General features: G+C 66.7%; 15 protein-coding genes. 3 read left to right on the top strand and 12 right to left on the bottom strand.

Annotated features, from left to right (window positions below):
• Window positions 1-2: 2 nt before the first annotated feature.
• Window positions 3-626, bottom strand: coding sequence for an HAD family hydrolase (locus WH265_RS13760; protein WP_339537415.1), 624 nt, complete (start codon window positions 624-626; stop codon window positions 3-5).
• A 363-nt stretch (window positions 627-989) separates the two neighbouring features.
• On the opposite strand from WH265_RS13760, the gene WH265_RS13755 reads away from it, so the two are divergent.
• Both WH265_RS13755 and WH265_RS13750 read left to right on the top strand, forming a co-directional pair.
• The gene (locus WH265_RS13755) at window positions 990-1,457 is read left to right on the top strand and encodes a (R)-mandelonitrile lyase (protein WP_339558644.1); all 468 of its coding nucleotides are present in this window, start codon (window positions 990-992) and stop codon (window positions 1,455-1,457) included.
• Window positions 1,435-2,241 carry a carboxymuconolactone decarboxylase family protein gene (locus WH265_RS13750; protein ID WP_339558643.1) on the top strand — a complete coding sequence of 269 codons (807 nt, stop codon included), beginning with the start codon at window positions 1,435-1,437 and terminating at the stop codon, window positions 2,239-2,241. Before WH265_RS13755 ends, WH265_RS13750 begins: the two co-directional genes overlap by 23 nt.
• Before the next feature lie 4 nt (window positions 2,242-2,245).
• Here WH265_RS13750 and WH265_RS13745 read toward each other — a convergent pair whose 3' ends face one another.
• The 11 genes from WH265_RS13745 to WH265_RS13695 form a co-directional block, all read right to left on the bottom strand.
• Complete coding sequence (locus tag WH265_RS13745; RefSeq protein ID WP_339558642.1) at window positions 2,246-3,649, bottom strand: efflux transporter outer membrane subunit; 1,404 nt, start codon at window positions 3,647-3,649, stop codon at window positions 2,246-2,248.
• A gap of 2 nt (window positions 3,650-3,651) precedes the next feature.
• Complete coding sequence (locus WH265_RS13740; RefSeq protein WP_339558743.1) at window positions 3,652-5,673, bottom strand: ABC transporter permease; 2,022 nt, start codon at window positions 5,671-5,673, stop codon at window positions 3,652-3,654.
• Window positions 5,667-6,845, bottom strand: coding sequence for an efflux RND transporter periplasmic adaptor subunit (locus tag WH265_RS13735; RefSeq protein WP_339558641.1), 1,179 nt, complete (start codon window positions 6,843-6,845; stop codon window positions 5,667-5,669). Before WH265_RS13735 ends, WH265_RS13740 begins: the two co-directional genes overlap by 7 nt.
• Before the next feature lie 232 nt (window positions 6,846-7,077).
• Window positions 7,078-7,428 (bottom strand): DUF3325 family protein, encoded by a 351-nt coding sequence (locus WH265_RS13730; RefSeq protein WP_339558640.1) that lies wholly within the window; start codon window positions 7,426-7,428, stop codon window positions 7,078-7,080.
• Window positions 7,425-9,125, bottom strand: coding sequence for a PepSY-associated TM helix domain-containing protein (locus WH265_RS13725; protein WP_339558639.1), 1,701 nt, complete (start codon window positions 9,123-9,125; stop codon window positions 7,425-7,427). Before WH265_RS13725 ends, WH265_RS13730 begins: the two co-directional genes overlap by 4 nt.
• A gap of 1 nt (window position 9,126) precedes the next feature.
• Window positions 9,127-9,420 (bottom strand): DUF3649 domain-containing protein, encoded by a 294-nt coding sequence (locus tag WH265_RS13720; RefSeq protein ID WP_339558638.1) that lies wholly within the window; start codon window positions 9,418-9,420, stop codon window positions 9,127-9,129.
• Between the two features lie 204 nt (window positions 9,421-9,624).
• Window positions 9,625-12,111 (bottom strand): TonB-dependent siderophore receptor, encoded by a 2,487-nt coding sequence (locus WH265_RS13715; protein ID WP_339558637.1) that lies wholly within the window; start codon window positions 12,109-12,111, stop codon window positions 9,625-9,627.
• A gap of 136 nt (window positions 12,112-12,247) precedes the next feature.
• Entirely contained in the window at window positions 12,248-13,609 is a 1,362-nt protein-coding gene (locus tag WH265_RS13710) for a sigma-70 family RNA polymerase sigma factor (RefSeq protein WP_339558636.1), read from the bottom strand.
• Window positions 13,610-13,707: 98 nt separating this feature from the next.
• Window positions 13,708-16,131 (bottom strand): TonB-dependent siderophore receptor, encoded by a 2,424-nt coding sequence (locus tag WH265_RS13705; protein ID WP_445228529.1) that lies wholly within the window; start codon window positions 16,129-16,131, stop codon window positions 13,708-13,710.
• 136 nt (window positions 16,132-16,267) lie between these two features.
• The gene (locus WH265_RS13700; protein ID WP_339558635.1) at window positions 16,268-17,275 is read right to left on the bottom strand and encodes a FecR domain-containing protein; all 1,008 of its coding nucleotides are present in this window, start codon (window positions 17,273-17,275) and stop codon (window positions 16,268-16,270) included.
• Window positions 17,272-17,781, bottom strand: coding sequence for a sigma-70 family RNA polymerase sigma factor (locus WH265_RS13695; protein WP_339558634.1), 510 nt, complete (start codon window positions 17,779-17,781; stop codon window positions 17,272-17,274). Before WH265_RS13695 ends, WH265_RS13700 begins: the two co-directional genes overlap by 4 nt.
• 205 nt (window positions 17,782-17,986) lie before the next feature.
• On the opposite strand from WH265_RS13695, the gene WH265_RS13690 reads away from it, so the two are divergent.
• Entirely contained in the window at window positions 17,987-18,883 is an 897-nt protein-coding gene (locus WH265_RS13690) for a LysR family transcriptional regulator (RefSeq protein WP_339537430.1), read from the top strand.
• Window positions 18,884-18,898 lie beyond the last annotated feature (15 nt).

The following is an 18,898-nucleotide window of genomic DNA, read 5'->3' as shown; positions in this document are numbered from 1 at the left end:
GCTTAAGAAAGATCCAACCCAGCCTCCCTGAGCCGAGCACGTAGATCATCGACTCCCACAAAGTGGATGGCATTGAGCCCCACACGCCTGGCCGCTTCCACATTACGCAGGCTGTCATCAATGAAGAGGGTGGATCTGGGGCTCAAACCGAATCGTTGGATGGTGAGCTCAAAAATCTCGGCTTGAGGCTTTACCAGTCCCTCGAGACCCGAGACAACGATGCCCTCGAACCAGTTGAGAAAGTCAAACCGCGCTTGCGCGATAGGAAAGGTTTCGGTAGACCAGTTGGTCAGTGCCAGCAAGCGCAGATGGCGCTGCCCAAGCTCCCTCAAAATGTCCACCACATCGTTGTTCGCACCAGGCATCATTTCCTCCCATCGATCGTAGAAGGCACGAATGTTCGCCTCCTGGGACGGATGCCTTTCAATAGCTTCTGCAATGGCTTCACTCCATGGCCTGCCCTGGTCCTGACGTTCGTTCCAATCAGGACTGCACACTTCTGCCAAGAACGCTTCCATACCTGCAACGTCCAGGCCAAAAATCTTTCGGTACAAGTGTCTCGGGTCCCATTGGATCAGCACATTGCCGAGGTCAAAAATCACGGTATCTATCAGCGGTCCGTTCATGCAATCGCTCAAAGTAGTAGAACCGCTGCACCTTACACCAAACGATGGATCTTGTTGCCGCTTGCGTGGGGCTCGGTAGCTGCTGCTCAACGCATTGCGGCTCAGCAGATGACTGCGCTTGATCACAATCCACCCTCGTAGAGCCTCCATTCATGAGCCCCGCTCATGGCGGCATGCGCCCCAAAGGGCTCAATCAAAAGCCGTTCCCTCTCTAGCATGCAAGCCATGGACCACCCGGCCGCGCCAGCGGCCCTTCCCTGGAGTTGATATGCAGATAAACGGCTATACAGCCCACACCCCAGGCACGCCTGTGCCCACCCGAATCCCTGACAGAAGCCAGCACTGGGCCCCACAGGAGGCCGTATGAGCAAACACCTGATTGCAGCAGGCGCCTCCATGCTGATCAGCAGCAGCATCGCGCAGGCCCAGGGCATCCATATCAGCCCGGCCGGCACACCGGCCACGATGATCGGCGCGGCGCAGAACTTCAGCGGCCATGTGGCCGTTGACATCAAGGCCGCGGGCGACAGCGCGCAGCAGGGCAGCGTGGGCATGGTCGACTTTGCGCCGGGCGCCCGCACCGCCTGGCACACCCACCCTGTCGGGCAGCTGCTGGTGGTCACCGATGGAAAAGGCTGGATACAGCAGGACGGCCAGCCCCGGCAGAACATCCAGGCCGGTGATGTCGTCTGGATCGATGCCGATGTGCGCCACTGGCATGGCGCCGCCGCCACTACCGGTATGCGCCATATGGCGGTGACCTATCTCAAGAACGGCAAGAACGCCGACTGGAAGGAGCTCGTCAGCGATGCGCAATACAACCCCCGCTAAATACCTGCAGCAGCTGCTGTGCGCCACCGGGCTGGTGGTAATGGCGGGTGACTCTGCGGCACAAAGCACGGCCACCCGCCCGGCAGCCGCGAGCGCACAGGCCTGCACGGCCAACGGCAAAGCCCAAGCCCCCTCGCAGCTGCTGAGCGCCCAGCAGCAGGCCATCCTGCCGATCGCAGCATTTGCGGCCGCAGGCGACATGGAGCGGCTGACGCCCAGCCTGCAGGCCGGGCTGGAGGCCGGCCTGACTATCAGCGATATCCGCGAAGTCCTCGTACAGCTGTACGCCTATGCCGGCTTTCCGCGCAGCCTCAATGCGCTGATCGCCTTTATGCAGCTGCTGCAGCAGCGCGAAAAAAGCGGCATGGTCGATGCACCCGGCTGCCCACCCAGCCGCGCCATTGCGCAAGGCGATGCGCTGCGCGCGGCCGGCCGCGCCAACCAGACCCAGTTGGCGGGGGCGCCCGTGCAAGGGCCCTTGTTTGACTTTGCGCCTGCCATTGGCGAGTACCTGCAGTCGCACCTGTTTGGCGCCATCTTTGAGCGCGACAACCTCGACTGGCACAGCCGCGAGCTGGCCACCGTCGGCATGCTGTCGGCACTGCCAGGGGCCGAGGCGCAGCTGCAATCGCATATGCGCATCAGCTTGAATGCAGGGCTGAGCGCCGCCCAGCTGCAGCAGGCGGTGGAGCTGCTGGACAGCCGCGTGGGCAGCGCCCATGGCCAGCGTGCCAGCACGGCCCTTGCCAACACCTTGGCCGCGTTGGCTGGCCAGACGCCTTAAAGCGCTAGCCCTTGATAGGCTCGCCCTGCACCTGGCCCCAGCCGCCGCCCAGCGCCTTGTACAAGGCCACGCTGGCGCGCAGGCGCTCCTGGTGCAACTGCACCGCCAAGTCCTGCGCCTGGTACAGCGAGCGCTGCGTGTCGAGCAGCACCAGCTGGGTTTCGGCACCGGCGCGGTAGCGGGCCTCGGCCAGCGCCAGGGCCTTGCGGGCCTGGCGCAGTTCCTCTTCTTGCGCCAGCGCCTGCTGCTGCACACCGGCCACGGCATTCAAGGCGGTCTGCACATCGCTGAAGGCCTGGACGATGCTCTGGCGGTAGGCCAGCAGCAGCTCCTCGCGCTGGGCGATCACCAGGTCGCGGTTGGCGGCCAGGCGGCCGGCATCAAAGATGGGCGCAGCCAGGCCAGCGGCCAGCGAGTACAGCGGGTTGTCCAGCACACGGTGCAGTTGCCGGCCTTGTGCGCCCAGCTCGGCCGTCAAGCTCAGGCGGGGCAGCATGGCGGCGCGTGCGGCCTCCAGGTCGGCATCGGCCGCCTGCAAGCGGGCCTCGGCGCGGGCAATGTCGGGCCGGCGGGTGACCAGCTCGATGGGCTCTCCCTGGTCGATGCGGGGCACCTGCAAGGCCAGCACACTGCTTTGGCTGACGGCAGGGCCTTGCGCCTGGCCCAGTAGCAAGGCCAGGCTGCGCTGGGCATCGGCCTGCTGCTGGTCCAGGGCCGCAAGCGCTCGGCGCTGCGCCGCCACCAGGCCGCGCTGTTGCGCCAGCTCCAGCGATGTGGCCGCGCCAAAACTGGCCTTGGATTCGACCAGCGCCAGCAGGCGCTCGGCGGTTTGCAGATTGCGCTGGGCAATCTCGCCGCGCTCACGCAGGCCCACGTTCAGCAGCCAGGCATCAGCCACTGCGGCGGTGACCGACAGGCGCACCGTGTCGTGGTCAAAACTGCTGGCGCGCAGCGCAGCGCCTGCTGCATCGCGCTGCGACTGCAGGCGGCCCCAGAGGTCCAGCTCATAGCTGGCAGCCAGGCCGACGGACAGGTTGCGGCCCGTCGTCTCGGCGTGGCCACCCAGCCGGCCCTGGTGCCCGGCCTGGGCCGTGGCATTGACCGTGGGCAAGAGCTCGGCCCCGGCATAGCGGGCGCTGGCCTGTGCCTGCTGCACCCTGGCCATGGCGGCGGCCACATCCAGGCTGTGCTGCTGGGCATCGGCCACCAGCGCATCCAGCTCCGCGCTGCCAAAGCTGCGCCACCAGCCCTGGCTGACGGCATCGCCTTGGGCAGCGTCACTGCGCTGCCATTGGGCCGGCACATCCAGGGCTTGCAACTGCGACTGCTGCACCTGACTGGGTGCCGACACACAGCCGGCCAGCACCAGGGCCGCTGCCAGCGCGCTGGCGATTGGGAAGATCTGCATACTCACTCTCCTGCCAGGGCCCGTACCGGGTCCAGGCGCGCGGCCGTCTTGGCCGGCATATAACCAAACACCAGACCGGTGACCACCGCGCAGGCAAAGGCACCGGCCATGGCTCGGATGGAAAACACCACCGGCACACCGGCCAGCACCAGCACGGCGCCCACCAGCGCGCCCACCACCAGGCCCACGGTGCCACCGGACAGGGTCACCAGGCTGGCCTCGGTCAAGAACTGGCGCAGGATATCGCTCTGGCGCGCGCCCACCGCCATGCGGATACCGATCTCCCGCGTGCGCTCGCGCACCGTCATCAGCATCACATTCATCACGCCAATGCCGCCCACCACCAGCGACACCGCTGCAATCAGCCCCAGCATCACCGCCATGCTCTGGCGCGTGGCCGCCTCGGCCTGGATGCGCGCTGCCGCATTGCCGATGCCAAAGTCCTCGCGGCCGCCGTGCCGCGCCAGCAGCACGCGGTGGATAGCCGTCTCGGCCTCGTTGACCACCGCTGAGGACATGGCCTCGACCACCACATAGTCCGGCTGGGTCTGCGCCTGGTAGACGCGTGCCCGGCCCGATTGGTAAGGGATAAAGACCATGTCGTCATAGTCCTGCGCGCCCGAATCGGCCCCGCGCTCGCTCATCACGCCAATCACCTCGAAGGCCGAGGTGCCGATGATCAGCTGCCGCCCCAGCGGGTTGGGCGTGTCGGGGAAAAAGTGCTTGTGCGCCTTGTGGCCCAATACCACCAGCGGCGCCAGATCGCGGTCCTCGGTGTCCGTGTAGTAGCGGCCCAGCTTGGGCTTCCAGTGGTGCACCAGCGGCATCTCTTGGCTGGCAGCAAACACATAGACCTGCTTGTCCGCATTGCCATAGCGCACGGTGACCGGGTCGCCAATCACCGGCATCACGCGCCGTATCTCGGGCAGCTCGCGCAACGCGGCCAGGTCTTCCTCTGTTATCTGGCCTGCCGGCCCGCCAGTGGCTGGCGGCTTGCTGCCCATATAGAGAATCGCCGTGCCCATGGTGCCCATCTGCTCGACCACCTTGCGCCGCGCGCCTTCGCCAATGGCCAGCATCACGATCACCGAGACCACGCCGATCACTATGCCCAACAAGGTCAGGCTGGTGCGCACGCGGTTCATTCGCATGCCCCTCCAGGCCGAGCGCGCGGCCTCCAGCAGCTCGGCGACCAGCGGCGCGGCCGAGGCACTGCCGCCCTGGGGCACCGGCGCCAGCTGCATGCGGGTGCCCTCGCCTGTGCGCGCACTTGCAGTTGCACTTGCGGCGGCCGGCGCTGCTTCGGGCTGGCTGGCACTGTCACCCACGATACGCCCATCGCTGATCTCGATGACTCTTTGCGCCTGCGCCGCCACATCGCGGTCGTGCGTGATCAGGATGATGGTGTGGCCGGCAGCGGCCAGCTCGCGCAGCAGCGCCATCACCTCGGCACCGCTGTGCGAATCAAGCGCGCCGGTGGGCTCGTCGGCCAGGATGATATGGCCGCCATTCATCAGCGCGCGCGCAATCGACACGCGCTGCTGCTGCCCGCCCGAGAGCTGGTTGGGCCGGTTGCCCAGGCGCTCGCCCAGGCCCAGGCGCTGCAGCAGCGCCTGCGCGCGCTGCACCCGCTCCCCCTTGGGCAGGCCGGAGTAAATCGCCGGCATCTCCACGTTCTCACTGGCGCTTTCGCTGGCAATCAGGTGGTAGCCCTGGAAGACAAAGCCAAAGGCCTCCCGCCGCAGCCAGGCCAGCGCGTCCGAGTCGAACTGCGCCACATCCTGGCCCTGGAAGTGGTAACTGCCGCCGCTGGGCCGGTCCAGGCAGCCGAGGATGTTCATCAAGGTGGACTTGCCCGAGCCCGAGCTGCCTACGATGGCGACAAACTCGCCCGCGTCGATCTCCAGGTCGATGCCATGCAGCACGCTCACCAGCGGCTGGCCGCTGGCCGGGTCGCCATAGTGTTTGCGAATGCCGCGCAGTGCGATTAGTGGCTGGTTTGCGTCAACCGGGCCGCTCACCATTGCAGCCACCTGGGGCCCCGCTCCAGCGCGGTCTCGCCGATGACGACCTTCTCGCCTTCGGCCAGGCCCTCGAGCACCTCCACCTGGTGGCGGCTGCGTATGCCCAGCTTCACGCTGCGCGTCTGGGGCTGGCCGTTGGCATCCAGCACCCGGGCCACATGGGCGCCTTCGCGGGTCTTGTCTTCTTCCACCGCCGTCAGCGCCACGGCCAGCGCCTGGCTGGCACTGGCGCTGACAAACACCACCTGCGCCGTCATCTGCGGCATCAGCTCGGCGTCCTCATTGCCCACATCAAACAGCACGGTATAGGCCACGGCCTTGGTGGCGGGTGCCGGCGTTTGCGCATTGCCGGCCGGCTGGGCCTGGCTGGCGGCGGGCGCGGGCAGCACCTGGCGCACCTGGCCCTTCCAGCGCCGCGGCTTGGTCTGGCCGGCACCGCCCAAGGTGGTGAAGTAGACCGGCATGCCCTCCTTGACGCGGCGCACATCGGCCTCGGACACCTCGGTCCAGACCGTCATCGCCGACAGATCGGCAATGCGCAGGATATTGGGCGTCTGGTAGGTCGCGTTCAGCGTCTGGCCTTCGCGCGCCTCGACCGACACCACGGTGCCCGCCATCGGTGCATAGATGCGGGTGTAGCCCAGGCGCGCCTCGTCGGCCTTGAGCGATGCCTGGGTCTGGCTGATCTGGGCCTTCAAGTGATCCATGCGCGCCACGGCCATCGCCAAGTTGGCCTGCGCCGTCTGCAGGTCTTCCTCGCGCGTGGCCTCATGCGCGCTCAGCTGCTGCTGGCGCTGCAGCTGCTGGCCCGCCAGCCGGTGCTGGGCCTGCTGCTCGGCCAGCTGGGCGCGCAGGCCCGCCAACGAGGCACGGCCCGCATCCACCGTGGCACGCTGCACGCTGGGGTCAATCTCCACCAGCAGATCGCCCTTGGCCACCTCGGCACCGGGCTGCACGCGCAGCTTCAGAATCTGGCCCGATACCTGCGCGCCCACATCCACATAGCTGCGCGGCTGCAAGGTGCCAATCGCCGTCACCGTGGCCTCGATATCCTGGCGCGCCACCGGCTCGCTCTGGTAGGCCATGGCCGGGCGGCCCGACCACCACAGCAACGCCCCGGCCACCACCGCCGCAGCGGCGACTGCTGCCACTCCCACACGCGAGACCTTCATGAGATGTCTCCCTCAGCCACGCCCAGCCATTGCTTCTGCACACCCATCATTTCTTCCCCCACCATAGCTCCCTCACTTAGAGTCACTAACACAACCCTTGATACGTCATTACCTGGCCGGCCGCACCAAGCCTTGTCGTACGTCTGTACTGCCTGCGGCTTGGCGCCTAGTCTCAACCGCAAACCTTCGGTTTGCTGGGCCGTGCTAGCGACTCTCATTCATCAGCAAGCCATCAGGCCCACCGCCACATCAAACCCAACAAGGCCAGCGGCGCCAGCGCAGCCGCTGCACGCGCTGCCCAGCGCGGCGCAGCCGCAATCCACAGCACGGCGACCAAGGCGCCGGCCGATATCCAACCCAGCCAGGCGACCACCCCCACGGTGACACCCCAGCCTCCCACGCTGGGCAGCACGGCGGCCGCCAGCAGCAAGCTGCCCAGCAGGCGCAGCAGCTGGCTGCGCCGCCTGGGTATCTCTCGCTCGCCCGTCAACTGCTCATGGTGGCGTTCCATCGCAAAGGCCAGGGCCGTCATGCCCGCAAAGGCCAGCGCCAGTGCATACGCGGATGCTTGCCAACTGTTCATGCGCCCACCTGTACCTTGTTAGCGGTTGAAGATGCCGCCTTGCCCGTGACCAGCGCGCGGCGGCGCCACAGCACGCTGCAGGCCCAGACGGCGGCCAGGCCAAAGGCCCAGGCGCCCAGCTCCACGCCGGCGCTTTCCCAATCGCCGCGCATCAGCTGCGCGGGCCAGTGGTCGCCCACGGTCACCGCATTCAGCACCGGCAGCAGCAGGCACAGCGCAGCCAGCAGCGCCATCTGCTCCAGCCAGGCCTTGGCCGGGGCGCGCAGCAGGCTATGCAGCAACGCGGCCAACCACAGCCCAAAGAAGACACCCAGCTCCCACTGCGCGCGCTGCGGCAGCTCCACCGGCAGCAAGCGGTTGGCCCAGAGGTAGCCAATGCAGGCCACGCCCAGGCCGGCAATCGCCGCCACATTCAGCCCCTCGATCAGGCGGTAGACGGCGGCCGTGGCGCTGCCAAACTCGCCCATGTGCTTGCTGCGGCGCTTGACAACAAACAGGATGGCGCCAGTGGCCATCATCGCGGTGCCTGCCAGGCCGCAGACAAAGTACAGCCACTTCATCACCCAGCCACCAAACTTGACCATGTGCAGCCCGCCCATCACCGACTGGGCGAGCGATGCGCCGCCGCCTTCGGCCTCGCCGGGCATGCGCAGCTGCAGCAGCTCGCCGCTGGCGGCCGAGAACATGGCCATGCCGGTATTGGGGCTCAGGCGCTTGTCGGCGTTGGCATCGCTGTTCCAGCCGTAGATGCCAACGCGCGCAGCTGCATCGCCAGGGTGGTTCACGACCACGGCGCGCACAGGCTGGCCGATCAGCGCCTGGCCACGTGCGGCAAAGCTCTCCAGATCGGGCACCGCCATGGCCTCGCCCGAGCGCGGCGGCTTGCCCGGCTCGCCCAGCTCGGCCGCAAAAGTCTGGACGGCGCCGGGCGCCGTGCCGTACTGGCTCCAGATGCCAGCGGGCATAAAGGTCAGGGCCGATATCGCAATGCCGGTGTAGGCAATCATCAGCTGAAACGGCAGGGTCAACACCGCCACGGCATTGTGCGCATCCAGCCAGCTGCGCTGGCCCTTGCGGGCGCGGAAGGTGAAAAAGTCCTGAAAGATCCGCTTGTGCGTAATCACGCCGCTGATCAGCGCCACCAGCATGGCCATGCCGGCAACACCGATCACCCACAGCCCGGCCTGGCCGGCATGCAGCTCGTAATGGAAATGCACAAAATGCTCGCCACCCATCGTGGCCCGCATCGCGCCATGGTGGTGCTCATCCAGAGGCTCGCCCGTGCGGGTGTCCAGCTCGGCATCGGCGTACTGGCGCTGCTGGTCAAACCAGTAGACCTTCAGGTCGCCGCCACCCTTGGCATCGGTCGGCCAGATCTCCCACATCTCGGCGCCCTGGTGGTGCTTTTCCATAAAGGCCGCGCCCCAGGCCAGGCGCTGGCCCCGGCTGGAGGCCAGGCCAGCGGCCTCGGCAGCCGCCTGCTCGGCCTCATGCGCCGCTTCTTCGGCATGGTGCTCAGGCGTCATCCAGTGGCCAATCGCCTCCTGGAACACCGCCAGGGTGCCGGTCAGGAACACCGCATACAGCAGCCAGGAGAACCACAGCCCGCACCAGGTGTGCAGCCAGGCCTGCGCCTGGCGAAACCCGCCCCGCCCTGCGCCGCTGCCCGGCCGCTTGTCGATCACGGTCTTGCCCATGTCAGCGCCCCAGCACCCAAGCGCCCGCAGCCAGCAGCAGCGCGGGCAGCGCAATACCCAGCCAGACCTTACCCGGCGAGACCGGCGAGAACGCCCACACCGCCGCCAGCGCATGCAGCGCAAAGCTCCACTGCATGCCGGCCAGCACTGCCTCGGCCCGGGCAGCGGGCAGCACGGCCGCCAAAAAGACGGCCAAGGCGCTGGCCAGCAGGTAGCCGCCGAACACGGCGGCCAGCAAGCGGCTCAGGACAGACAGGCCCGGGTGGGCGCTGGGGGCGTTAGGAATGGGGTTCATGGATAGGGGCATCGTGGTGGTTGCGGGATAAACAATTTTTTAAGTCGCCAATGGGCCTTTTCAGGCCCCTCCTCTTACATGACAAACGAGATGCAAAAAAGGGCCAGCTGGTTTGTAAGCACCTGTCGAGGATCCACCCGCCTGTGGCAGCGGCTGGGCCCTCAAACGGTACGGGTTCAAGCCAGTGGCCCGGCGGTTTTTTGTTTAGAAGGTCCCCCGCAAGGTCAGCATCGCGCTGCGCGGGCTGCCGTAGTAGTTGCTGCCGCTCGCATAACCCACCGACTGGTAGTAGGTCTTGTCGAACAGGTTGTTGAGGTTCAAGGTCACGGTCCAGCGCGGGTCGACCCGGTACTGCAGCATCGCATTCCACACGGCGTAGCCGCCTTGGCTGAAGTCGTAGTTGCGCACCGGGTTCCAGTTGGCGTCGTACAAGGTGTCTTTCACATAGTGCTTGCTCTGGATGTGGGCGCTGGTCCCCACGCGCCAGGCAGACAGCTCACCCGGCAAGGTATACGCCGTACTCAGCTTGAGCAGATGGCGCGGCGTGATGCTGCTGAAAGGCGCACCCTCGGTCTCATCGCGGGTGGAAACATAGGTGTAGCCCGCAGACGCCTGCCAGCCCGGACGCAGCTCGCCGCCCACCTCCACATCAAAGCCCCGGCTGGTGACCCGGCCCTGTGGCAGGTAGCAGCAGTTGCCCGACCATTCCTCGTGGTTGTTGGGGTAGCGCGTGTCAAGCACGGCCGTGCCGCTGCGCTCCACATGGAAGAGGCTGAAGGTCGCGTTGAGCTTGCCCTCCATCAGCTCGCCCTTGAGGCCCGCCTCATAGCTTTTGCCCTTGACAGGCGCCAGCGAATCGCCGGGCGGCGGGCCGGACTTGGACAAGGCCTGCGGCTTGAGAATCGACGCATAGCTCAGGTAGGCAGACCACTGGCCATTGAGGTCATAGATCACACCGCCATAGGGGCTGAACTTGCCAGGCTCGCTAAAGCGGCTGCCCGATGCCAGCTCCCAGTTGCCGGCCGCATCCATAGCCTCATACACCTGGTTGAACTTGTACTTGGCGTAGCGCCCACCCAGGATGACATGCAGCCGGTCCGTGGGGTGCAGGCGCAGCACGCCGTAGCCGCCCAGCTGCTTTTGGCCCCAGGGGTTGTAGCGGCGCGAGACCGGGCCAGCCGCCGCCGGCTGCCAGTAGCCAGGGTTGAACACATCAATCGGTACCACGCCTGATGGATCGCTGGAGTAGCCCACATTCCAGAAGCTCTCCACGCTTTGGCGATCGACGCCCAGCACCAGCTCATGCGTGCGGCCCAGCAGCGAGAAGTTGCCCGACAGGCTGGCATCAGCCACCGTCTGGGTGTTCTTGTACAGATAGTGGCCGCCGCCGTTCCAGGTCACACCACTGCCCGTTTCGCGGTCCAGCGCGCCATAGCCAAAGGCGGTGGTGCCGTCATAGTCCGAGGTGCTGCGTGTCACATTCAGCTTGGCGCGCCAGTTCGGGTTCAACCGGTGTTCCAGCGCGGCAAACAGCTCATTTTTCTGGGTGCGGCCCGTGGCCCAGGGCTGGGTCAGGCTGGCGTTGCGCGGCAGGCCAATGTCGCTGCCATCGCTGTAGCGCGGCACATCGCCCCCGCCCTCGCCGCGCGTGCGGGTGTTGGCGCGGCTCATGCCGGCGCTCAGCAAGGTGTCGGGCGTCAGATCGGCCTCGATGATGGCGTAGAACTGGGGCGAGCGCTTGTGCTTGATGTCGATGTAGGAGTCGCTGTCGATATAGGACAGCACCGCACGGCCCCGCACCCGGCCGTCGAGCGCCAGCGGACCGGTCACATCGAGCATGCTGCGGTAGTTGCTCCAGCTGCCCAGCGACTGCTGCACCGTGACGCGCGGTTCGGCCAAAGGCTTTTTGCGCACCACATTGATGATGCCGCCCGGATCACCCACGCCGCCCAGCAGGCCGGAGGCCCCCCGCATCACCTCGACCCGGTCATAGAAGTCCATGTTCTGGGTGGCACTGTAGGTATAGCTGGCAATGTTCAGCGGCGCGCCGCCGTCCACCTGCATGCTGTCGATCTGAAAGCCCCGCGAGAAGAAATTGGTCGACTCGAAATTGGTCAGCGACGTCGTGATGCCCGGCGTGGCGGCCAGCGCATCGCGCACCTCGGTCAGGCGGCGGTCATCGAGCTGGGCACGCGTGACCACCGATACCGACTGCGGAATCTCGCGGAAAGCCAGGTCGGATTTGGAGGCGATGCTGGTGACCCGGCTGGTGTAGGAGCCCGTGTCCTCGGTGGTGCCATCCACCGCGCGGCGGGCCTGCACCCGCACCTCGGCCAAGATGCTCTCGCGCGTGGGCGCCGTCTCTACCGTCAAGGTGCCATCCTGCATGCGGCCATGCAGACCGCTGTTCTTGAGCAGCAAGTCCAGCGCCTCGCGCAGCGGCAGCTGGCCATGCAGGGCCGGGGCCTGGCGGCCGGCGGCCAGCTCGGGCGCAAACACCAGCTGCAGGCCCGCCTGGCGGGCAAACTGGTCCAGCGCAGCGGCCAACGGCTGGGCGGCCATGTCAAAGCGCAGGGTCTGGGCGGGGCTGCTGGCTTGTGCCAGCGCGCCCTGCAGCGGCAGCGCCAGGCCCAACAAGAGCACGGCATGGGCCAGCGGCGAGCGCCGGGCACGGAAAAGCAATGAAGGCATGAAAATCGTCCTTGTGATGAGGGGGTGAAAGCAAACGCTCACCACAAGGACGACTGGGCCCGAAAGTTCCTGAAAAATAATTTGATCGCGGCTGCCGCAGCCCGCATAGTGCAGTGCCATAGCGTGCGCTGCTCCCTCAAGACCGGCTGCGGCGGCTGAGCAGCAGGCTGCCATCGCTTTGCTGCTGCACCTGCACCGGCAAGGCCCGGGGCAGTGCCTGTATCCAGGCCTGGGCCTCGCCAATGCGCACCCGGCCACTGAGCGGCAGCCGCGCCGCATCGGGCGTGGCCACGATTGCAAACGGCGCATAGCGCGCCAGCCGTTCCAGCGCCTGGCCCAGGGTGGCATGCCTGAACACCAGCTCACCGTGGCGCCAGGAGGCGGCCGACTCCACCGGCGACAGCTCGGGGCTGCGGTCGCCCGCCGCCCACTGCAGCGCCTGGCCGGCCTCCAGCGTATGTACAAAGCCATCATCTTGCGCCGTTGGGGAGGCATCGCCATCAGCCATCGGCTCCACGCGCACCCGGCCGGATTCCACCTGCACGCTGACCCGGCTGGGCCCCCGGCCCATCGGCGTGATCTCCACGCCAAAGCGCGTGCCCAGTACGGTGATGCGCAGGCCGGCCGCCTGCACCTCAAAGGGCCGGTTCTCCTCACGCGCCACCTCAAAAAAGGCGGCGCCCTGCAGCAGCTGCACCGATCGGCGCGCCGCAAAATACTGCAACTGGGCCTGGCTGAGCGCATCGAGCAGCAGGCTGGAGCCATCGGGCAGCGCATGGCGCACCTGCTGGCCGCGTGGGCTGTGCCAACGGGCCTGCCACTGCACATGCTGCTGGCGGTAAAGCTGCCACTGCTGCCAGCCCAGATGGCCGCCCAGGCCCACACCGGCAAAACTCAGCAGCGCGGCCAGGCTGCGGCGCCGGCCGGCACGCTGGGCGCTGCCCAGGTGGTTGCCGCGCCAGCGCTGCAAGGCGTCTTCGACACAGGCACTGGCCTGGATCAGATCGCGCTCGATGGTGTTCAGCGATACGCCCAGCCGCTCGGCAATCAGCGGCTGCTTGTCGCCATGGATACGGTGGGCCACAAAGGCGGCGCGGCTGCGCTCGGACAGGCCGGCCAGTGCCGTCTCCAGTACCGCCAGCGCCTGGCGGTACATCACGGAATCGGCCACATCCGGCGCATGGCTGGGCGCCAGCTGCTCCTGCAATACGGCGCCTTCCACATAGCGGCCATGGCGCTGGCGGCGGCGGTGCGCATCCAGCGCCAGGTGCTGGGTCATCACCGCCAGGTAGGCTGTCGTGTCATCGGGCTGGTCGCCAGCGGCCTCGGCCTGGCCACTGGCCTGCGCATGTTCGGCCAGTTTGAGCCAGGCCTCATGCACCAGCTCGCCCGCCTCGTCGCGGCTGCCGGTGCTGCGCGTCGCCACCCGCACCAGATCGGCATAGGCCCGGTCAAAGCCGGTCAGTAGCGCGCGGGTGAAGGAGGCAGACAATTCCATGGGGCTGGATCATAAGCCATGTAAAGAGAATCATTCTCAATAGCCATACTGATTTTCTGTCCTCTGCCCCAGGAACGCGCTTTTCTGCCTTCGAGGGCTTAGAAGTAGTACTTGAAGCTTAGCGTCGCCTCACGGTCCACACCGCGGAAGATGCCCGCGTAGTAGGTCTTGTTGAAGAGGTTGTTGACGTTGAGCGCCACGCGGTACTGGGGTGTTTCATAGGCCAGCGCCAGATCGGCCACGGTCACCGCATCGTTGTAGTTCAGGCTGCCACCCGAGGCCAGGTTATAGGGCGAGCGGCCCTTGTAGCGCAGGCCAGCCCCCACCATCACGCCCGGCAGGCTGCGCGGGCGGTAGTCCAGCCAGAGGCTGGCCATGTGGCGGGAGGTCTGCAAGGTTTGCCGGCCAATCTCTGCCGGACGGTTGCTTTGGGTGGTGCGCGGGTCCAGGTAGGTGTAGCCGAGCATGCCCTGCACCTCAGGCGTGAGGGCCATCTGCGCTTCCAGCTCGAAGCCGGTCGAGCGCACCTCGCCGGTCTGCACGCTAAAGCGCGGGTGGTCTGGGTCCTGGGTGGTCACATTGGTCTGGCGCAGGTCAAACACCGAGGCGGTGACCACGCTCTTGCTGCCGGGCGGCTGGTACTTGATACCGACCTCGTACTGCTTGCCCTTGCGCGGCGCAAAGGCGCTGCCATCAAAGGCCAGGCCGGTGGTCGGGTCGAACGAGGTGGCGTAGCTGGCATACGGCGCCAGACCATGGGCCATCTGGTAGAGCAGGCCAACGCTGCCGCTGGTGGCGCTGTCGCGCATGCGAGGCTGCGTGCTGCTGTTCTGCGTGGTGCGGGCCACATCATGGCGCAGGCTGAGGTTGGCAATCCAGGGCCCGCGCTTGAACTGGTTGAGCGTGTAGATGCCGGTCTGGCGCAGGTCGCTGTTGCTGTCTTCGAGCTCAGGCACCGCAATCGACTGGCCATAGACGGGCGCGCTCAGGCTGAGGTTGGGCACATCCCAGCCAAAGCCCAGACCGCCGCGCTCCTTGTACTGGGTGATATCGACGCCCCAGGCCATGCGGTGCTCCACATCGCCCCAGCGCAGGTCCTTCTGCGCCCGGGTGTCCATCGCCAGGGTCTTGCCCTTGGTGCGCTGGGCCAGGCTGGCGCGGGTGATGCTGTCGCCATCGGCCAGCACATCCATCGCATAAATGTGGCGGTAGTCGATGTCGATCGTGGAGTAGCGCAGGTTTTGCGTGAAGGTCCAGCCATTGTCGGTCTGGTGCGAGAACGCATAGCCCAGCGAGCGGGTGTCGCGGTCAAAGCGGTCAAAGGCCGGGTCGCCTGCCGTCAGCTTGGGGGATACCTGCTTGATCTGTGGGTAGGCAAACAGGCTGGGCCACCAGGGCTTTGGCGTGCTGCGCTCACGCGAGTAGTTAGCCAACACCGTCAGCTGGGTCTGGCTGGAAATATTCCATAGCAAGGATGGCGCAATGGCCAGGCGGTCGTCACGCGATCCGATAGCTCGGCCATCGCTGTCGCGGCCCTTGAGGTTAAGACGGTAGAGCAGCTTGCCATCGGCATCCAGCGCACCGCCCAGATCGGCCGTGAGCTGGGCGCGGTGGTAACGCCCATAGGAGGCGCCCACGCTGTTGACATGGTCCGCCTCAGGCCGCTTGGACAGCACATGGATGACGCCGCCAGGCCGGCCCTGGCCAAACAGCATGGAGGCGGGGCCCTTGATGACCTCCAGGCTCTCGATCTCGTCGATCTCATCGTTCCAGGAGCCATAGGTGCCCGCAGCAAACTGGCGCAGCCCATCCTTGTAGTAGGAGCTGCCATCGCTGAAGCCCCGGATGATGGCGCCGGTCATGCGCACATCGGCGCCCGTCACCTCGGTGGCCACGCCGGGTGTATAGGACAGTGCCTGCTCAATGCTCTTGGGCGCCTGGGCCTGCAGCTGCGCCTGGCTCACGACCGAGATGCTGCGCGGCGTCTCCATCAGACTGGTGCCCAGCTTGGTGGCAGACACGGGGCCGGGGCTGGCATAGCCTTGCTGCGCCTGGCCGCGCTGCGAGGTCACCGTGACTGCCGGCAAGGTGGTGTCGCCCGCCTGGCCCGGTGCCACGGCCGGGCGCGGCGCGGCTTGCAAAATATAAGCCCCGCCAGCCATGCGCTGCAGGGCCAGGCCGGTGCCGGCCAGCAGGCGCTGCAGGGCTTCATCCGGCGCATAACTGCCCTGCAGGCCCGCGCTGCGCAAGCCCTGGACCTGGTCTTGCGTGAAGGACAGCAGCAGGCCCGATTCGCGCCCAAAGCGGTTGAGCGCATCTTCGAGTGCGCCAGCCGGTATCTGGTAGCTGCGGCTGGCCCCCACGGCCTGCGATGCAGCAGCTGGCTGGGCATGGCTGCTGGCCATGCCGGCACAGGCCAGCGCCAGCACCAGGCTGCGGCAGGCCCAGGCATGGGTTGCGGAAGAAGCGCTCAACGCAGACAACCCGGCAGAGGGACGCGGGTGGACAGAAGACTTGGCCATGGTGATCACAAAGAAAAGAGAACGGGTGGCAGGAGCGCCGTGCAAGACGGCGCCATGCCGCTTTCCTTTGACATGTCCCGCGAGAACGAAAAACAGACCAGGCTGGCTCGAAATTTTTTGAAATTTTTTTGTGCAGCTAGGTCGCCTTCTCCACCACCACCTCGCGCTGGCCCCACCAGCGCACCAGATTGCGCACCCGCAAACCTGGCAAGGCATCGAGTGTGGCCAGCACCCGCGCCACATCGGCCAGCGGGTAGCTGCCCGACATGCGCAGGCCTGCCACGGCCGGATCACAGACCAGGCGCTCCACACTATAGGGCTGCAGCGCGGCCAGCATGTCGGCCAGCGGCATGCCGCGCGCCACCAGCATGCCGTCCGTCCAGGCCAGGCTTTCTTCGACCACCGCCTGCGGTGTCGATACCGACGCGGCTTGTAATACCGCGCTAAAGCCGGCTTGCAGCACGGGACCGGCCCCGGCACTGTGGGCGGGGGTCAGCCGCACGGCGCCATCAAACACGCTGACCAGGCTGCCCCCACCCGCCAGGCTGCGCAGCGAAAAACGGGTGCCCAGTGCCTGCGCCCTGCCTTCGCGTGTCTGCACGACAAAGTCGCGCGCAGGTTGTTGGTGATCGGCTGCCGTGGTGATCAGCACCTCGCCCTCCAGCAGCTGCAGGCGGCGCAGGCCTGCGCTGTAGTCGATGTTCAAGGCCGTTGCGCCGTTCAGCACGATTTGGGTGCCGTCTTCCAGGCGCATGCGCTTGCGCTCGGCACGGGCCGTGCGCACATCGGCACTCCAGCGCCGCCAAGGCAGCTGCTGCTCGGCCTGCCAGACAAGGCCCGCACCAAACACCAGCAGCGCCAAGGTCTGCACCACCTGGCGGCGGCGGGCAGAGCCCCGGGGCGCCAAGGCCGCCCGCGCCACCTCGGCCGCGCCGCTGCTACCGGGCGCCGCCAGTGCGCTGAGTTTGCCGCTGACCTGGGCCAGGTGTTGCCAGGCTTTTTCATGCAAGGGGTCGGCATCGCGCCAGGCCAGCCAGGCCTGGTGCTGGCCCTCGCTCAGCGCGCCCTCTTGCTGCTGCAGCCACCACTCCACCGCGCTGCGCGCTACCTCGGGCGGTATGGCCAAGGCGCCGGGGCCCGTCATGGCGCCACCGCAAAAAAGCAGCGCATGCCCGCCTGCAGCAGGTAGCGCTTGACGGTGGTGATCGACACGCCCAACGCCTGCGCAATCTCGGCCTGCTTCATGCCATCGAGCTGGGCCATCAAGAACGCCCGGCGCACGGGGACCGGCAGGCCATCGAGCAGGCGGTCGATCTCGTCGAGCGCCTCCAAGAGCAGCGCCCGCTCTTCGGGCGAGATGGCCGTGGCTTGCGGCACCTGGGCCAGCGCCTCCAGGTAGGCGCGTTCGAGCTGCTGGCGGCGGTAGTGGTTGGCCAGCACGCGCTGGGCCACCGTCGTCAAAAACGCCCGGGGCTCGCGCGCCTGCACCGGCTCCTCGCGCGTGAGCAAGCGCATGAAGGTGTCCTGCGCCAGATCGGCCGCCTGGTGCACATCGCCCAGCTTGCGGCGCAACCAGCCCTGCAGCCAGCCATGGTGGTCGGCATAGAGCGTGGCAACTTCTGAATGCACAGGGGGTTCGGCGCTGGTCATAGGGCTGGGGGCATGCAGGCATGCCCATAGACAATGCAAATAGGAATTAATCGCATTGTAACCAGCGGTATTTGACCCCTTTGGTCTCCGCACCACGGCCGCCCTCTTCCCCCTGCGGCCATTGCCCAAACCCGCATGGCCACGCCGGAAAGCGAGGGCCACGACAATATCAGCCAAATTTAGCTATATGTAAACTTCGATAAGCATGCGAGATATCAAGAAGATGGACCTCAACCTGCTCAAGGCGCTGGACGCACTACTCGATGAGCGCAGTGTGACCCGTGCGGCCGGCAGGCTGGGGCTGACCCAGCCGGCGATGAGCGGCATGCTGCAGCGCCTGCGCGAGAGCTTTGCCGACCCCTTGTTTGCGCGTGTCCAGCGCGGTATGGTGCCCACGCAGCGCGCGCTGGATCTGGCCCTGCCGGTCAAGCAGATGCTCTGCGAGATCGATGCGCTGCTGCAGCCGCCAATATTTGACCCCAGCACCGCTCGGCTCACCTTCCGCATTGCCGCCACCGACTATGCGCTGCGCGCCATTGCCGTGCCCTTTCTGGCGGCCTTGAAGCGCCAGGCGCCCAGCATCCGCGTATCGCTGATCCCGCTGGAGCCGCGCCTGGTGCAGGGCCAGCTCGAGCGCGGCGATATCGACCTGGCGTTTTTGACCGGCGAGAACACCCCCCAGGACATGCATGCGCGCGAGCTGTTCCAGGAGCACTATGTCTGCGTGATGCGCGCAGGCCACCCCGCTGCGGGCCGCAAGCTCAGCGTCAAGCAGTTCTGCGCGCTGGACCATGCGCTGGTGTCGTACGAGGGTGGCGGTTTCCACGGCGTGGTGGACGAGGCGCTGGAGAAGCTGGGCCAGCGCCGCGAGGTCACCTTGTCGCTCAAATGCTTTGTGGTGCTGCCCGACATCCTGCGCTCCAGCGACCTGGTCGCCGTGTTGCCCAGCCGCCTGGTGGCTGGCATGGAGGGCTTGTCGGTCTGCAAGCCGCCCGTGGAGGTGCCAGGTTTTAGCAAGCTGGCCGTCTGGCATGAGCGCAGCCACCACAACCCGGCGCAGCGCTGGCTGCGCGAGCTGCTGTTTTCTGCGACCCAGGCATAGGAAAGGGCCCCGTAA

Origin of the sequence: Comamonas sp. MYb396 (assembly GCF_037479555.1) — a bacterium.
Lineage (GTDB): Bacteria > Pseudomonadota > Gammaproteobacteria > Burkholderiales > Burkholderiaceae_C > Comamonas.
Note: the sequence above shows the minus strand (reverse complement) of the source record. Positions and strands in the feature narration are given on the sequence as shown.

Bases quoted from the DNA above. Each gene is read 5' to 3' on its own strand.
- WH265_RS13760 (WP_339537415.1), bottom strand. From the start codon at position 626: ATGAACGGACCGCTGATAGATACCGTGATTTTTGACCTCGGCAATGTG.
- WH265_RS13755 (WP_339558644.1), top strand. From the start codon at position 990: ATGAGCAAACACCTGATTGCAGCAGGCGCCTCCATGCTGATCAGCAGC.
- WH265_RS13750 (WP_339558643.1), top strand. From the start codon at position 1,435: ATGCGCAATACAACCCCCGCTAAATACCTGCAGCAGCTGCTGTGCGCC.
- WH265_RS13745 (WP_339558642.1), bottom strand. From the start codon at position 3,649: ATGCAGATCTTCCCAATCGCCAGCGCGCTGGCAGCGGCCCTGGTGCTG.
- WH265_RS13740 (WP_339558743.1), bottom strand. From the start codon at position 5,673: ATGGTGAGCGGCCCGGTTGACGCAAACCAGCCACTAATCGCACTGCGC.
- WH265_RS13735 (WP_339558641.1), bottom strand. From the start codon at position 6,845: ATGAAGGTCTCGCGTGTGGGAGTGGCAGCAGTCGCCGCTGCGGCGGTG.
- WH265_RS13730 (WP_339558640.1), bottom strand. From the start codon at position 7,428: ATGAACAGTTGGCAAGCATCCGCGTATGCACTGGCGCTGGCCTTTGCG.
- WH265_RS13725 (WP_339558639.1), bottom strand. From the start codon at position 9,125: ATGGGCAAGACCGTGATCGACAAGCGGCCGGGCAGCGGCGCAGGGCGG.
- WH265_RS13720 (WP_339558638.1), bottom strand. From the start codon at position 9,420: ATGAACCCCATTCCTAACGCCCCCAGCGCCCACCCGGGCCTGTCTGTC.
- WH265_RS13715 (WP_339558637.1), bottom strand. From the start codon at position 12,111: ATGCCTTCATTGCTTTTCCGTGCCCGGCGCTCGCCGCTGGCCCATGCC.
- WH265_RS13710 (WP_339558636.1), bottom strand. From the start codon at position 13,609: ATGGAATTGTCTGCCTCCTTCACCCGCGCGCTACTGACCGGCTTTGAC.
- WH265_RS13705 (WP_445228529.1), bottom strand. From the start codon at position 16,131: ATGGCCAAGTCTTCTGTCCACCCGCGTCCCTCTGCCGGGTTGTCTGCG.
- WH265_RS13700 (WP_339558635.1), bottom strand. From the start codon at position 17,275: ATGACGGGCCCCGGCGCCTTGGCCATACCGCCCGAGGTAGCGCGCAGC.
- WH265_RS13695 (WP_339558634.1), bottom strand. From the start codon at position 17,781: ATGACCAGCGCCGAACCCCCTGTGCATTCAGAAGTTGCCACGCTCTAT.
- WH265_RS13690 (WP_339537430.1), top strand. From the start codon at position 17,987: ATGCGAGATATCAAGAAGATGGACCTCAACCTGCTCAAGGCGCTGGAC.